The following is a 15,915-nucleotide window of genomic DNA, read 5'->3' as shown; positions in this document are numbered from 1 at the left end:
TAAAAATCATTTTCAGAATCCAAAGAATAATTTGTGTTTATTTTACGCAAACCTAATATCAAACTGGAAATTTTCTTTTAAAAGTTGATTGTATTTAGGCTTATCGAAAGTAAAAAGCTTGCCTGGACGGCCACTAGCACCTATTTTCACCACTTTATTAGTTTCTGTAACAATTCCAAAACTTAAGATTTTTTTTCTGAAATTTCTTCTGTCAATATCTCTTTCTAAAATGGAGCAATATAAATTCTCGAGGTCGGAGAAGAGAAATTCGTGATCTAACAGATCGAAACCAATAGGCTGATAGGTGAGTTTACTTTTTAAACGCTTATGCGCAAGGTTAACCATTTCATTATGATCATAACCCAATTTCGGCACTTCAGCAACCGGAAACCATTTTGCATCTTTAGCATCGGTATCGGCTTTTAGCACAAAATTTTTAGGATTCACTAAGGCAAAATAAGCCACAGAAATCACCCTCAACCGTTCATCACGGTTAACGTCATCGCCAAAAGTACCCAGTTGTTCCAGGTAATTCACCGTAATGCCAGCTTCTTCTTTAAGCTCACGCTCAACCGCAGTTAATAAAGGTTCGTCATTTAAAATAAAGCCACCGGGCAATACCCACCGATCGGCCAGTTTACCAAAACGCTGCTGAACGGCCAGTACATAAAGTGTCCCTTTTTCGTATCCAAAAACAATGGCATCAACAGCAATTTTGATATTTTGATTGATCATTCCCTAATTTGTGTAAAAAGAACACAAAGTTAATAAATTTCTCAATTCCAAACTGGATATTAAAATTTGGTATCTTCCTTACTGTTTATTTATTCGCCAGCGTAACCAAAATAACCCTCCCACCATCTTCTTTTGACAGGAGCAGTTTTTTGCCGTCGGTTAATTCGACCATAGTTCCGATTGGAACCTCCTTCTCTTCAGTTTTATCGATTAATGAGGTGAGCGTTTGATTAACGAAAACCCATTTCTCTTCGTGAAAAGTAAAATAACCTACAGGAATTTTCTGTTCGGCAGTTGAACGTTCATTCCTGATCACATTACGATTTACATGCCACTGAAATAAGTATTGGTTATTGTAAACCATTAACCTATGATTTTCGGGCCGCCAAACCCCTGGCTCAAATTGGTAGTACAGATCTAAAACCGGCAATGTTCCTTTATGACTGGCACCACAAAACGGGCATTTTGGAATGGTGGTGTTATCGAAAACATACCATTTCTGATCACAATAAATATTACTGCACTGTTGCATTAAATCAGTGGTTTTTAACAGCGCAATTTCCCATTCTTCGGCATTAGGGCGCTGCATGGGATTATGCAAACCATCAATAAAAGCCTTATCAAACAAAGCTTTAAGGTATGGCCCCGTAATGGCATATGGAATTTTATTTACATCTGCCCAATAGGTATCCCATTTAGAAACCTGGTTCATCTTAGGCCGGTTGGATAAATCGGTTGGGTGTTCAATAAACAAAGCTTTTTCGCCCATGCTCAGCAGGTCATCCTTTTCGGTATCGAGATCGTGCACTTTACCACCTTTTAAAGGGTGCCTATGTAATAAATACATATAAATTAAGCAAGCCAGTGCGTGTAAATCGGTTAAACGGCTGGGCAGTTTCCTTGCCGGGTCAGTTTTATTAAGGTGTTTGGTAGCCAATACTTCGGGAGCAATAAAATCGGCCGTGCCGATTACTTCTGCCTGAAACAAGCCCGGAACAACCAAGCCATCGAGATCGATCATACAGGCCGAACCGCTAGATGGATCGATTAACACATTATTATAAGATAAATCGGAGTGCGACAAGCCCATTTGATGCATTTTTTTTACACCACGCGAAAGGTTAATGCCAATCTGAAAATAGTTTAACCACCGGCCGAGTTCTGTTTGATCCAGACTTAAAGGAAAGAGCTTATTCCTGAATTTAGCACCAGCAAACCATTTGCCGTTTTTTTCCTCACCTTTGATCAGGTCGTTGGATGAATAACCTTTTGCGAAAAAGAACTTCGAACTGTAAATCGGAACGATAATCCCAATCCTGTCCCGGGTTTCGATAAGGTCGGTAGGCCAGCGGTATATTTCATTCAGATAATAATCTCCGGCCTCTTTTGATTGGATTTGATCTAAATACCTGGTCACAATCCTGGTTAAGCGTTCTTTTTGGTTAATATCCTGCTTTTCTTTAAAAATAGCCACTACATATTTACGATCGGGACTAAAATATACATTTTTGGCCGTTCCGCTTTTGGGATCTCCATTATCAACATATTGATAGGAACGATCGGTTAGTATGGATTTTACGGTAATTATCGACATAATAGGTACTAAAAAATGATGGCCAAAGTTCGATCATCATGGTTACCGGGACTCCAAAAATCCATCCATGCTGAAAGCTGATTAGCAATTTCCTGATTTGTAGCATCGAAGTTTACCGCCGCACGATCTTCATTATTTCCTTTTAAATCATCAACAAATGTTTTCCAGCTCTCCAATTTCTCTAAATTAGCCTCTACCACAAATTTGGCGTCGTAAATACCATCCGTCATGAGCATGAGGTAAGAAAAATCGTCGGTTAAGGTAAAACCAAAACGTGTGGAATATTTTTCGCTGCTAAAAATCTCAGGCATGGTGATAAACCTGGTACCACCGCTAAATTCGCCCACATCGAGCCAGTTCATCAGTTTAATTCCGGTTAAATCTTTGTTCAATAGGCCTATCGGACAATCGCCGACACCAAAAGTTAGGATGGCGTAGCCGAAATCGAATTTTTTAAACAGCGCGAAAATCAGGGTAGAATGGAAATCATTTATAGGATGATCTATTTCGGTAGCAAAACTTTCAATTTGTTTGTGGGCATAAAATGCTGCTTTTGACAGGTTATTATACACCAACTGGCTGATTTGTTGGGCATCCCCTCCCTCCTGGTGATGATGCAATATAATTTCGTCATAAGATTTAAGGTTATCATCAGCTAAATTTTGCTCAAAATAATCAACTATTGCTTTACAGGCGAGTTTGGATCCCTTTCTGGCGAGTTTTGCGCTTCCGGCACCATCAGCCACGCAAACAATGCTCCAGCCATTAGCCTCAAAATGTTTAAAGGCATAATCGTCTTCTCTAAAAGCGCCCACATTGGCATGGCTTCTCCCTCTTTTAGAGGAAACCACAATATGTTTATTGCCTAATGGTTTAAAATCGTCAGACTGATCGGTTTTCCAGTAATTTTGCTTTTTCCAGATTTCGTCTTTCTGATCATCGCTGGGAATATTTTTCCAGAGCGATTTTGGATCAGGATTAATTAATAGGGAGAGTATTTTTGTATGTGGCACTGAATTTTCATCCTCACCCAAAACATTAAACTTCATTTTCACTTTAAACTCGCCACTCTGTTTCGGGGTTCCTTCTATGCGTTTAAATTCTGGATTAAAATCCAGACCAAATTGGCCTAAATCCTCAAATTCGACAAAACTGATCTCCTGAAATTCGGGCTGGTTAAAATCAAGCGTTGCCTGGTATGGTTTTGCCACCGTAGCATTCGGAATAATCATTTGCTTTGTCAGAACATCCTCAATCCTGACTTTTAACTCCCAATTCTCCATTATCATTTTATGTTTTTCTTTGATCAGTTTTACAGCGTCAATATTAAATGATTCAGATACATATTGCTCAAAGAGATCTTGCTTATTCGATAATACCTCAACATGGTATGCTTTGAACAAACTTTCGAGGTATTTTTTAGTTTCGAGCATGTTTATAATGTTTAACCTTGTGCCCTACCTACATCAAAGCCACCTTCGCCATAGCCATAACTGCCTGTACTGCCACACCAAGGGCAGGTACTCATGCTTTCGTTGCCGATACAGTGTATTTTCTGGCATTGGCACATGGCTAACCCGAACTGGTTACCACAGCAAGGACATGAAGGCGCACCGATCAATTCTTCGGTATTTACCTTTTGCTGTATGCCATTATCTTCGCATAACTCATAATAAGATTGATCTACCTGAAAGCCACCCACGAGGCGGAAAGCCTGTGTTTGCAGATTTAAGCCATCAAAACCTGATTCGTTAACCACTTTCCGGTATTTCATTAAATATGGCCTTTTTGTATTCTGGCACTTGGCGGATAAAACCACATAATTATTATCAATATACTGTTTGGTGACAGGCGCTTTGGAAATATCGATTTTCGAAAGGGTATCGCCATCCAGTTTTGCCAGCTCGAAACCCGATTCGTTATTTTCTACACTGATGCTGCTGGTTTTGATAGAATCTGTTACCCATTTAAAAAACTTATTGTAATCATCAGTACCTGCATTTTTAAATTGGAGTACGTTTTCTGTAAGCGCTGCCAAAATGCGGGTATCGGTACTATCGCCAAAAGAAATGGCCACCATGTTTGCAGTACGCTGCCAGTTCTGTTTCCATTCGGCAATGGCACTTTGGGTATCATCAGTAGGTACCCCATCGGTAAACAGAAATACAATCGGTTTCCAATCGCCCTTTTGCTCCATGGTGGTTTTCACAATATCTTTTCTCATCTGGAACATTAAATGCCCCAAACCTTTGCTTAAAGAAGTTCCGCCACCGATGGGGAATTTGGGCGGATAAAAATTAACCACTTCCTGAAGAGGAACCAGTGTTTTGGCTTGTCCGGCAAAAACAATAATCGAAATCCAAACGGTCTCTATTGCATAAGGATCGGTTTTAATGGCCTTAATAATGGTTGCCATGCCTTCTTCTACCTGCTGGATCTGATCTCCAACCATCGACTCGGAAATATCTATTAAAAAGTAAATGGGTAATCTTCTCATATTATAAATAAATTGGACAATAATTTTGAATGCAGAATTAATTTGCAGGGATACGCTTACCTATCAATATCACCTCAGGATAACCTTACAGATTTCTTTGGCAACATGGCCGTAACCATCTTTAATCCGCTGGTTATAGTTAGTACATCCGTAAACCACCACATTATCTGTTCCTTCTAGATGGTTAACAGAGAAATAGGTATTTACCTTGTTGTTAAAGGTTAACACCTCATTGTTTTTACTCTTTTTATCAAAAACATCAATAAATTGTACGTTTAAATAAAGACAATCGCCCTGTAAATCAGCAGCGAGAACTTTAAAATCGCCATACTGATTGTTCCTCAAATTTAATTCAGCGTGGCGCATATTAAAACCGGGAAGTTTAAAACTTTCATAGCAAACTAAGATCCCATCTAAGGTTGTTTCTTCAAATGTTCCGATGGTACTGGTTGTACCATATTGAGTATAACTGGTATCGTTATCTCCTTTGGAAGAAATTTTAATAATGAAACCTATAACGGTTATCGCCATACTTATTATACTTAAAACATCCATATTTATATAATCAAAGTAATTTCGCTTGGCGGTGGCGGCAAAGTGACACTTTCTCCTGTTCCCTGACTTTTATTTCCCTGCTCGATGGTTTCTGATACCCATTTAAAAAACTGTTTAAGTGTAGCACTATCGGCAGTATCTAAATGTACTACATCGGGAGTAAGTTCTTTCAATAACGAATCGTTGGCTAAATGCCCGGCTGCGCAACAAACTATTGCGCCAAAATTTAACGATTTGATTTTAGGCAACATTTCGCGGTACAATTGCAAATCGCTGGGCTTACCATCAGTAAATAGGAACATCAGTGGTTTCCAGTCTCCTTTTTGTGTAGCACTGCCAACGATTACATCAAGTTTTACTTTTTCGTACAACATTTCGAGCGCCTGCCCGGTATGTGTTGGCCCACTCTGCGGACAACTGATTTCGGGCAGTTGAAAAGAAGGAAGCTCGGTTAGGGGCACAATTTCCTTAACTTCCCGATCAAAAGTAATCATGCTGATCCACAGGGAATCCAACGCCTGGGCATCTGCTCTTAATGTATTTACCATACCACTCAGGGCATTGTTTAAGGCCTGAATGGGTTCGCCATACATCGAACCAGAGGTATCGATTAAAAAATAAACAGGTAATCTTCTCATATGCTTTAATTATGCTGAAAGTCTCCTCATCGCCTAAAATTATTAAGGAATTTGGTATGTGTTGGCCGTTTCCTGATTAGGCGACTGAATATGCCCCGATATATTGTAAGTGGTGCCTACACCGTAAATAGGATCGTTTTGATTGATGTGCGCTAAAATCTCGTGAGTATAATCTTTTCCACCACCCAAAATGCTACTAATATTACTTATGGTATAAATTGGACCCCATGGAATTCCCCACCAACCTAAAAAAAAACTGATGAATAAATACCCCAATCCCGGTACGATGCGGCTTTCGCCAGGACGAATGAAATAAAAATCAGACGGTCGGTTAAACGTCATGATTACAATGGAAATACAATATTTATACATCACAAATTTACCGCCCTGGGCAACTAAATCCCTGATGTCGTTATTGGTTAGGCCTTCAACATTTTTAATACCCATTATAGATAAGATTTTAAAATTAAGTGGATCGTTTGTCCCAAAAACGAATCAGGTGTAGGATCACCAATGGCATCGAACTTCCATTCGTTATTGCGTTTATAAAGTTTGCCCATAATAAGTGCTTTTTTACCGGTATAACCCGATTCGGCAGATACATTATAGGAAGCAAAAACCTCTTTTACCTGTGTTGGCGTTCCTTCGTACATTCTGATTTTTGAATACGGTATCTGAGAAAAATCCTCTTTACCCACATTATTCAGAAAGAAAAATATTTTCGCAACTTTGGGATCGATCTTCGATAAATCGACTGTGATAATTTCGTTATCCAACCCGTCATCGCCACCCGAATCGCCTTCTAAATCATCGCCGGTATGCCGTAAAGCGCCATCTAAAGAAAGTAGTTTCCCTTTTGGCAAACCAAATTGCTGTAAAAAATCAATTTTATAAAGCGGCGAATAAATATGGTCGCAAAGGTTATTGTTATCGTCGATGAGGATGCAGCTAAGATCAAGATCGACGCTTTGTTTATTGGTTGTTAAGCCTAAAAATCCCTTGGTTTCAATTGCTCCCCAGTTTACACCTACACAAAAACTGGTTAAAGTGGCCCCGCTTTCTTTCCTCAGATCTATTTTTTGGCCTTTTGATAAATTAATTGCCATAATTAAAGGTGATTTAGTTGTATTTATTTAAGAAAAAATCCAATCCATCTTTCATTCCAACACCTACAGCTTCAAATTTCCATTCGTTATTGCGTTTGTAAATCCTCCCAAACTCAACTGCTGTTTCTATTGAGAAATCTTCTTCCAATTCATATTTAAGCACTTCGTTATTGGCACCATCTAATACCCTGATGTACGAATTGCGGATTTGTCCAAAATTCTGTCTTCTGTTTTCTGCATCATGAATGGTAACCACTACGCAGATTTCTGCAGCTGCAGCACCAATTTTCGAAAGGTCTACCTTAATCCGTTCGTCATCTCCATCGCCATCTCCGGTTAAGTTATCACCCGAATGTTCTACTGCGCCATCCGGTGTTTTTAAATTGTTATAAAAAACGAAATGCGAATCAGATAGTAATCTTTTATTATCGCCCAGCACAAAAACAGAAGTATCTAAATCGAAACTAGTCCCTGTTGATGCACTATTGGTATCCCATCCAAGTCCGATGGTAAATTGAGGGGCATTAATTGCTTCCCGTTGTCCTTTTTGCAGGTTAATTGCCATATCTGGTTAATTTGCTGTTCAGCGCTAACTGAACAATGGTTTATCTTTTAAATTATGCGTTGATATATTTCTTTAAAATTTCGAGGAAATTATCGGTTTGGTGTGGCTCACCTATGGCCCTGAATTTCCAGCCACCATCTTTACGGTAAGCCTCGGCAAAAACCATGGTACACATCCCATTTAAAGAAGCATCGCCAGAAAGGCTATATCTTGTTATTTCTTTTCCGCTTGCATCAACAGCCCTGATAAAAGCATTTTCTACCATGCTAAAATGTTGATTGTTCTGCCTCCCCTGGTAAATGGATACCACAAAGATTATTTTCTGATAAATAGAGTCCAGGGCATCTAATTTTACAATGATCTGTTCATCGTCGCCAGCTCCAGCTCCAGTCCTGTTATCTCCCGTTAGCCAGATATTTCCTGATGGATGCCTCATGGAGTTAAAGAAAATCACATCGCCTTCGAACAATCCAACCTGACGGCCATTCTGATTAACCGTTCTTCCCAGGTTGAGTACTTTATCGTTGGCACCCAACAAAAAAGCAATCGCATCAAGATCGAATTCCTCTTCTTTTGGAGCAAATAATTTACCGAGGAAACCGGTATTTTTCTGACGCACATCCCATCCCAAACCCATGGTAACTCTCGACAGATCGAAAGTTTCGCCCTTGTCATTTTTACGGAGATCAATGGTTTGACCTTTTACCAAACTTATAGCCATAATACATTTAGATTTTATTTAATGATCTGACCTTTAAAATATTTCGACAGGAAGAATGATAAATCTTCGCGGTAACCGATGCCAGATGCCTCAAACTTCCATTTTCCTTCACGTTTGTACAGTCGGCCAAATTCTACGCCGGTTTCAATAGAGAAATCCTCACCAAGTTCATATTTAGCAACCTCCTGTCCATTACTATCATCAACAATACGGATATAAGAATTTCTAACCTGTCCGTAATTTTGTTTGCGACTGATGGCGTCATGAATGGTTACTACAAATAAAATCTCCTGGATCCGGGGATCAACTTTTGATAAATCAACCTGGATACTTTCATCGTCACCATCAGCACTGTTTCCTCCCGTTGGATCATCGCCCGTATGGTGCAAAGCCTGATCGGGAGAATCGGTATTGCCATAGAAAACAAAATATTCTTCTTCAGGGATCAGTCTGTTCGAGTTGATCATAAATGCTGATGCATCGAGATCGAAATCGTATCCGGTACCTTCATTTGGATCCCAGCCCAAGCCTAAAGTAATTTTGGATAATCCGATATCTATTTTTTGTCCTTTTTGTAAATTAATTGCCATTACTAATTTGATTTTTTTTGAAAAATTGTAAATAAATAGGATGTAAATTATAAATACTGCATGTTAACGCAATAAAGCACAAAAGAAAAAACACATTACTTTTTAAAAGCAATTGTTATTTTAACTTGAATAATAAGGATGTGGGATGGCTACAGCGACGATGATTGAGCGCTAATTTTTTTATATCCTGTAGCCCTGATTATCTGTTTAAATGTTTATAAACAAATATATTAGTTTGAATGTTAATTCCAAATTAGATTAAAAAAAAGCCAGATTATTTATAGGGTCAGACACTACTATTTGAAAATATACAATAATGTTTACCAAGTTAACCGGATCTTTTAAGAGGAATTGTAAAGATCAGCTTTTTATTTATCGCTTAAATTTATTAATCAGTCAGATGGTAACAGCTAACATCTGACTGCACATTTAAATGTTGATAAAATTCCTACCTAAACTTTTTCATCGCTGTCCAAAGTTTTTCGTCCAAGCCATACACATCAGGCCTGTACTCTATCTTATCATTTTGCGACCAGGCAGTAATATAGGTAATCAATAATGGAACAGATTTCTTTGGTCCGAACCAGGCAGGTTTTAACTGAAATGCTTTAGTAGTATCGGCCTTTTGAGCCATTCTTTTTTTATACCATTTTACGTGCGTACTATCTATCGGTGGCAAATCAACTTCTGCCCTAAGTTTATCATAAGTATAAGAATCGTTCACCAAAAGTTCTGCAAATTCCAATGGTTTTTCAATCCGTACACAACCATGACTAATGGCGCGATTGCTTAGGTTAAATCCGTTTTTATTATTGGTATCGTGCAGGTAAATACTCGAGCTGTTATCGAAGATAAATTTGAATTTCCCTAAGGCATTTCCACCACCCGAACCTTGCTTAAATTTGAAAGGTAATTTATCTCTCGAATACTTGTTCCAATTGATGGTATCAGGCTCACCAATCAGCTTATCTTTATAGTAAACTTTGATGTTACTATTCGACAAATAAAAGGGATCTTTTCTGGCCATCCAATAGATCTCGCTTTGCGCAATACTTACCGGAATATTCCAGATTGGATTGGCCTGAATAGAATTGATTTTACTAAATAATAATGGCGTCTCGTGGTTCTTTGGTTTATCATCCAGATTGCCTGATTTTGCAAAGGCTTTTAACTTATCTTCATAACCGTTTTCGCGCTTGCCACCCACACATACTTTCATCGAAATTACGGTATCCGATTTGTTCAGCCAGGTTAACCTAAAATCGGGGATATTTACCTGCACATAGTTATCACCGGTCTCTGGCATTTTCCAGCGGAACCGCTCCATATTCAACAACAAAATACGCTTTTCATCTGCCGCATCTGCATTCAAATATGCAGACTGCAAAGCTTTGTATTGAATCGATTTTGGTTGCACAGATTTTAACGTATCCAACAGATTTTTACTGTTCAAAAGATTTAGCATTCCGGCACTGTCCGGACGTCTCACCTTGATGTAGTAACGGGAAAAAATAGTACGGGGATTTATCACCCCATATTTGAGGTAATTATTGTAATTTAAATAAGCATTGGCAGATAACAGTTCTAACTTCGCAATTACAGGATAACTTTCATCTACCTTTTTAAATTTATTGGCGCTTAACTCTGTTAATAACGCTTTAATTTCATTGCTTTTAAAAATTTCAGGATTAAAACCATGCACCTTACTTTGTTCCAAATAGCTCACTAACGAATCTAATTCCCCATTAATGTAGAACTGGGTAACCAATTTAGGAGCACTATTATTAAGTGCATAAAAAGCCTTTATTGTTTTAGGATTAACGAATTTACCAGAAAGACTGTCCATTGTCTTTACAAAAACGCTGTCGTAAGCTACAGTATCAAAATCTTTATAGATCTTATTCTTAAAATGTTCCGACAGTACCTTTCCGATCTCAGGAGGGCTTTTAAACCACCCACAGGCAGAAATGAACATTATAAAGGGCAAAATTAGAAAGCGAAATTTTTTCAACACGATAAAATTTAAATACAAAATAAAGGTTAATGATACTAAAAACAGCATAATGGCAAATTAAGTGCCATTATTTTTTGTTTTACCATTTCAAACACTATATTTGCCATCGCTTATCAGCTAACGTATTGATACTGGCAGAAATAATTTATGAACTTAACTTTGAACCATCACTTACATTTGCACCATCGCCGATAGGCGATATGATATGTTTGTTTTGTACTTCAAAACTTTTTTCCGTAAAATAATTTCCTGTTCACTCTATATTCAATACATTGAAAACACTTAAAATTGCTATCCAGAAATCTGGTAGGTTAAACGAAAAATCCGTAGAAATACTTAAAAATTGTGGTTTATCTTTCGAAAACTACAAAAGCTCCCTTATCTCAACCGTTACTAATTTCCCTTTAGAAATTCTTTTTCTGCGTGATGATGATATTCCTGAATATGTACAGGATGGCATTGCCGATTTGGGGATAGTTGGGGAAAATGTAATTGTGGAAACCAAAGCTGAGGTAGATTTTCTACAGAAATTGGGCTTCGGAAAATGCACCTTAAAAATCGCTGTTCAGGCAACCAGTAATATCCAGAATCTGGAAGAACTAAATGGTAAGGCCATTGCTACTTCTTATCCGGTAATCCTTGAAAAATTCTTACAGGAAAAAGGTATCAAATCTGATATCAGAACCATTTCAGGATCGGTAGAAATTGGTCCGGGTTTAGGTTTAAGCGATGCCATTTTTGATATCGTATCAACAGGCGGAACATTAAAGAGCAATGGCTTAAAACCTTTCGCTGATGTGATGCAATCGGAAGCCATTTTAATTGGAAACAAATCAATAGCCGACAATCCGGAAGTAGCAGAATTACTACAACGCATCCGCTCGGTGCTCAGTGCAAAATCAAATAAATATGTGGTACTAAACGTATCAAAAGATAACCTTCAGAAGGTTGTAGATTTACTGCCAGGTGTTAAAAGTCCAACTGTAGTTCCACTCTTCGAACCCAATTGGGTTGCCGTGCACTCGGTAATTGCCGAAGAAGATTTCTGGGACAAAATAAATAGTTTAAAAGCTGCAGGCGCAGAAGGTATTTTAGTAATGCCTATCGAGAAAATTATCAAGTAAAATTATTTAAAATCATATTAACTATTAGTTAATTTTAAATTATAAAACATTGAAAATCTACAATTATACAGATTTATCTAAATCAAAAATTGAAGAGCTTTGTTCGAGGCAGATTGAAGACGATAAACTGGTTGAAGAACGGGTAACCGAGATTTTAAACACGGTAAAAAAAGATGGCGACAAGGCCCTTTTCAACTTCGCAAAAGCCTTTGATAAAGTTGAGCTGGAGAAACTTTTTTTAGATGCTGAAGAATTAAAAGTAATTGCTGCAACCATTCCATCCGATGCAAAAAAAGCGATTGAAACAGCTTACCAAAACATCAAAACTTTTCACCAGTCGCAGTTAAAAACTGAGGATAAAATTGAAACTATGCCGGGCGTTTTGTGCTGGCGCGAATCAAGGGCAATTGAAAAAGTCGGGCTTTATATCCCAGGCGGAACAGCCGTTTTACCAAGCACTTTTTTAATGTTGGCTACCCCCGCAATTATCGCGGGCTGCAAAGAAATTGTGGTCTGCTCCCCGCCACAAAGTGATGGTAAAACCAATTGTTATCTGGCTTATTGCGCAGTGCTCCTGGGCATCGAAAAAGTATTCCTGATTGGCGGTGCACAAGCCGTTGCTGCAATGGCTTTCGGAACAGAAACTGTACCACAGGTATATAAGATCTTTGGTCCTGGTAACAGATACGTAACCACAGCAAAAACGATGGTACAAAACAAAGTGGCCATTGATATGCCTGCAGGCCCATCGGAAGTGTTGGTTATTGCAGATGAAACCGCCAATCCATCATTTATTGCTGCCGATTTATTAGCCCAGGCTGAACACGGAACGGATAGTCAGGCTATTTTAGTGGCTACTTCTGAAGAAATCATCAATAAAACCTTAACGGAAATCGAAAATCAACTTGCTATATTACCTAGAAAGGACATTGCAGCTAAAGCAATAGCCAATTCTTACACGATTTTAACTGAAGATCTGGAGCAGGCAATGCAATTTTCGAATGAATATGCGCCCGAGCACTTAATACTGGCTACAGAAAACCACCAAAAGCTCATTCCGTTGATTGTCAATGCAGGATCTGTATTTTTAGGCAACTTTACACCCGAAAGTGTTGGCGATTATGCATCGGGAACTAACCATACTTTACCAACCAGTGGTTTTGCAAAGGCTTATTCAGGCGTATCTACAGATGCTTTTCTGAAAAAAATCACTTTTCAGCAATTATCCCGAGAGGGTTTAAATCATATTGGCAACACGGTTGAAATCCTTGCAACGGCAGAAGGCCTGGAGGCGCATAAAAATGCTGTTAGTATCAGATTGGGTATTGAGTCGGAAGTCCGAAAGTCTGAAGACCGGAGATAACATTACATAAAACAAAACCCAGTGGAAAAACGAATCGGTGCAATCACTTAATATGTGTAATCAACCGAAGGAAAGAAAAAATTAAATAAAATCAGTAGAAGTTACAACGTAGAAAGCTTTAGGCAACTCGCCAATCCCTTTTACCTTTACCTTTTACCTTTTACCTCAAACAATGGACATTAACGATTTAGTAAGAGAAAATATAAAAAACCTTCGCCCCTACTCTACCGCAAGGGACGAATTTAAAGGTCAGGCATCAGTATTTTTAGACGCAAATGAGAACAGTTACGGTTCGCCACTACCGGCAAATTACAACCGTTACCCTGATCCTTTGCAGCTTGATTTAAAAGATGCGATCAGTAAAATAAAAGGTGTGCCAATTGAGAATACTTTTTTAGGAAACGGCAGCGATGAAGCGATAGATTTATTATTCCGTGCTTTTTGCAACCCCGGAAAAGACAACGTAATTGTACTACCTCCAACTTATGGAATGTACGAAGTTTCGGCAAATATAAATGATGTAGAAATACGCAAAGTGAACCTGCTCCCGAACTTCCAGCTGGATATGGAAAAGATCGCCGAAACGATTGATAAAAACACCAAATTAATCTTCATTTGTTCGCCAAATAATCCGACCGGAAATTCGATAAACCGGGAAGATATTGAAACCATTTTAGCCAACTTTAATGGCATCGTTGTGGTGGATGAAGCGTATATAAATTACGCCAGGCAAAAGACCTTTATACAGGAGCTAACCGAGTACGGAAACCTGGTGATTTTGCAAACTTTTTCGAAGGCATGGGGCCTTGCCGCTTTACGTTTGGGCATGGCTTTTTCTTCAACAAAATTAATTGATGTTTTGAACAAAATTAAGCCACCATACAACATCAATCAGGCCACACAGGATTTAGCTTTCGAAGCCTTAAAAAATATCGCACAGGTTAACGATTGGATCAAAACATCTGTTGCAGAAAGACAGCGTTTATCCATCGCTTTCAACGAGCTGAATGCGGTAACAAAAGTGTATCCATCCGACGCAAATTTTATCCTCATAGAAGTTACCGATGCATTGAAAATTTACGATACTTTGGTAGATCAGGGCATCATTGTACGCGATCGATCGAAAGTAACTTTATGCGAAGGTTGTTTAAGGATTACGGTAGGTACAAAAGAAGAAAACGATAAACTATTAACTGTTTTAGAAAAATTTTAAAATGAAGAAAGTACTATTTATAGACCGCGATGGAACATTAAATATCGAGCCTGATGATGAGCAGGTAGATAGTTTTGCAAAGCTTAAATTTTATCCGCGTTCTTTATATTATTTATCGAAAATTGCGGCCGAGCTGGATTACGAACTGGTGATGGTAACCAACCAGGATGGACTGGGAACATTGTCGAATCCTGAAGAAAATTTCTGGCCGATCCATAATTTCATGTTGGATACTTTTGCCGGTGAAGGTGTAAACTTTAGCGAAATTGTAATCGACAGAACTTTTGCAAGAGATAATGCCCCTACCCGTAAACCTGGTACTGCTTTACTGACAAAATATTTTAGCGGCGATTACGACCTGAAAAACTCATTCGTGATCGGCGATCGTTTAAACGATGTGGTTTTGGCCAAAAACCTAGGTGCCAAAGCCATTTTTCTTCGTCAGAATGATGCATTGGGTTCTGCAGAAGCGTTAGATAAACATGAAACACTTTTAGACATTATCATTTTAGAAACGAAGAAATGGGAAGATATATACAACCTGTTAAAAGCAGGAAGCAGAAAAATCCACCACGAACGCAAAACCAACGAAACAGATATTACCATTAACCTGGATCTGGACGGAACAGGGAAAGCCAAAATTGAAACCGGTTTAAACTTTTTCGATCATATGCTTGATCAGATTGCCAGACATGGAAGTGTGGATTTAGAGGTAATTGCAAAAGGTGATTTACATATTGATGAGCACCACACCATAGAAGATACTGGTATTGCCCTTGGAGAAGCCTTTGCCAAAGGATTAGGCAATAAACTAGGCATTGAAAGGTACGGCTTTTGCTTACCAATGGACGATTGCCTGGCACAGGTAGCGATTGATTTTGGAGGAAGAAACTGGATTGTTTGGGATGCAGAGTTTAAACGCGAAAAAGTTGGCGATATGCCTACCGAGATGTTTTACCATTTCTTTAAATCGTTCAGTGATGCCGCGAAATGCAATTTAAACATAAAGGCAGAAGGCGATAATGAGCATCATAAAATTGAGGCTATCTTTAAAGCATTCGCCAAAGCCATTAAAATGGCCATAAAACGCGACGCCGAAAAAATGGTATTACCGAGCACAAAGGGAATGTTGTAACCCCCCAACCCCTAAAGGGGAGCAGATAGCGAATTGAAATAGCTATTGTAAAAAATAACAAAGGC

Annotated in this window: 16 protein-coding genes; 4 read left to right on the top strand and 12 right to left on the bottom strand. The window is 38.6% G+C overall.

The window, feature by feature from the left end:
• Positions 1-42: 42 nt before the first annotated feature.
• From R2R28_RS21440 to R2R28_RS21385, 12 genes are all read right to left on the bottom strand, one after another.
• The gene (locus tag R2R28_RS21440; RefSeq protein ID WP_316827702.1) at positions 43-735 is read right to left on the bottom strand and encodes an NUDIX hydrolase; all 693 of its coding nucleotides are present in this window, start codon (positions 733-735) and stop codon (positions 43-45) included.
• Between the two features lie 85 nt (positions 736-820).
• Positions 821-2,329: a protein kinase domain-containing protein gene (locus tag R2R28_RS21435; RefSeq protein ID WP_316827701.1), complete on the bottom strand. Its 1,509-nt coding sequence runs from the start codon at positions 2,327-2,329 to the stop codon at positions 821-823.
• A gap of 8 nt (positions 2,330-2,337) precedes the next feature.
• On the bottom strand, positions 2,338-3,762 hold the full coding sequence (locus tag R2R28_RS21430) for a PP2C family serine/threonine-protein phosphatase (RefSeq protein WP_316827700.1): 1,425 nt from the start codon (positions 3,760-3,762) through the stop codon (positions 2,338-2,340).
• Between the two features lie 11 nt (positions 3,763-3,773).
• Positions 3,774-4,826: a TerY-C metal binding domain-containing protein gene (locus R2R28_RS21425; protein ID WP_316827699.1), complete on the bottom strand. Its 1,053-nt coding sequence runs from the start codon at positions 4,824-4,826 to the stop codon at positions 3,774-3,776.
• Positions 4,827-4,895: 69 nt separating this feature from the next.
• Positions 4,896-5,357 carry a hypothetical protein gene (locus R2R28_RS21420; RefSeq protein WP_316827698.1) on the bottom strand — a complete coding sequence of 154 codons (462 nt, stop codon included), beginning with the start codon at positions 5,355-5,357 and terminating at the stop codon, positions 4,896-4,898.
• A gap of 26 nt (positions 5,358-5,383) precedes the next feature.
• Positions 5,384-6,019 (bottom strand): vWA domain-containing protein, encoded by a 636-nt coding sequence (locus R2R28_RS21415; protein ID WP_316827697.1) that lies wholly within the window; start codon positions 6,017-6,019, stop codon positions 5,384-5,386.
• 42 nt (positions 6,020-6,061) lie between these two features.
• A complete protein-coding gene (locus tag R2R28_RS21410) occupies positions 6,062-6,466 on the bottom strand; it encodes a hypothetical protein (protein WP_316827696.1) in 405 nt (134 codons plus the stop codon).
• Positions 6,466-7,125, bottom strand: coding sequence for a TerD family protein (locus R2R28_RS21405; RefSeq protein ID WP_316827695.1), 660 nt, complete (start codon positions 7,123-7,125; stop codon positions 6,466-6,468). Before R2R28_RS21405 ends, R2R28_RS21410 begins: the two co-directional genes overlap by 1 nt.
• A 13-nt stretch (positions 7,126-7,138) precedes the next feature.
• Positions 7,139-7,690 carry a TerD family protein gene (locus R2R28_RS21400; protein ID WP_316827694.1) on the bottom strand — a complete coding sequence of 184 codons (552 nt, stop codon included), beginning with the start codon at positions 7,688-7,690 and terminating at the stop codon, positions 7,139-7,141.
• Positions 7,691-7,742: 52 nt separating this feature from the next.
• Positions 7,743-8,411, bottom strand: coding sequence for a TerD family protein (locus R2R28_RS21395; protein WP_316827693.1), 669 nt, complete (start codon positions 8,409-8,411; stop codon positions 7,743-7,745).
• A gap of 14 nt (positions 8,412-8,425) precedes the next feature.
• The gene (locus tag R2R28_RS21390) at positions 8,426-9,001 is read right to left on the bottom strand and encodes a TerD family protein (RefSeq protein WP_316827692.1); all 576 of its coding nucleotides are present in this window, start codon (positions 8,999-9,001) and stop codon (positions 8,426-8,428) included.
• Positions 9,002-9,449: 448 nt separating this feature from the next.
• Positions 9,450-10,976, bottom strand: a complete 1,527-nt coding sequence (locus R2R28_RS21385; protein ID WP_316827691.1) for a L,D-transpeptidase family protein — start codon at positions 10,974-10,976, stop codon at positions 9,450-9,452.
• A 311-nt stretch (positions 10,977-11,287) separates the two neighbouring features.
• Here R2R28_RS21385 and hisG point away from each other — a divergent pair, with 311 nt between their 5' ends.
• The 4 genes from hisG to hisB all read left to right on the top strand — a co-directional run bounded on the left by hisG (position 11,288) and on the right by hisB (position 15,850).
• Positions 11,288-12,139, top strand: a complete 852-nt coding sequence (gene hisG, locus R2R28_RS21380; RefSeq protein ID WP_316827690.1) for an ATP phosphoribosyltransferase — start codon at positions 11,288-11,290, stop codon at positions 12,137-12,139.
• A 49-nt stretch (positions 12,140-12,188) separates the two neighbouring features.
• Positions 12,189-13,502 carry a histidinol dehydrogenase gene (gene hisD, locus R2R28_RS21375; protein ID WP_316827689.1) on the top strand — a complete coding sequence of 438 codons (1,314 nt, stop codon included), beginning with the start codon at positions 12,189-12,191 and terminating at the stop codon, positions 13,500-13,502.
• Between the two features lie 172 nt (positions 13,503-13,674).
• Positions 13,675-14,715 carry a histidinol-phosphate transaminase gene (gene hisC, locus R2R28_RS21370; protein ID WP_316827688.1) on the top strand — a complete coding sequence of 347 codons (1,041 nt, stop codon included), beginning with the start codon at positions 13,675-13,677 and terminating at the stop codon, positions 14,713-14,715.
• Between the two features lies 1 nt (position 14,716).
• Positions 14,717-15,850, top strand: a complete 1,134-nt coding sequence (gene hisB, locus R2R28_RS21365; protein WP_316827687.1) for a bifunctional histidinol-phosphatase/imidazoleglycerol-phosphate dehydratase HisB — start codon at positions 14,717-14,719, stop codon at positions 15,848-15,850.
• The last annotated feature ends 65 nt before the right edge of the window (positions 15,851-15,915 follow it).

Origin of the sequence: Pedobacter miscanthi (genome assembly GCF_032678605.1) — a bacterium.
Lineage (GTDB): Bacteria > Bacteroidota > Bacteroidia > Sphingobacteriales > Sphingobacteriaceae > Pedobacter > Pedobacter miscanthi_A.
This window is presented reverse-complemented; position numbering and strand designations above follow the sequence as displayed.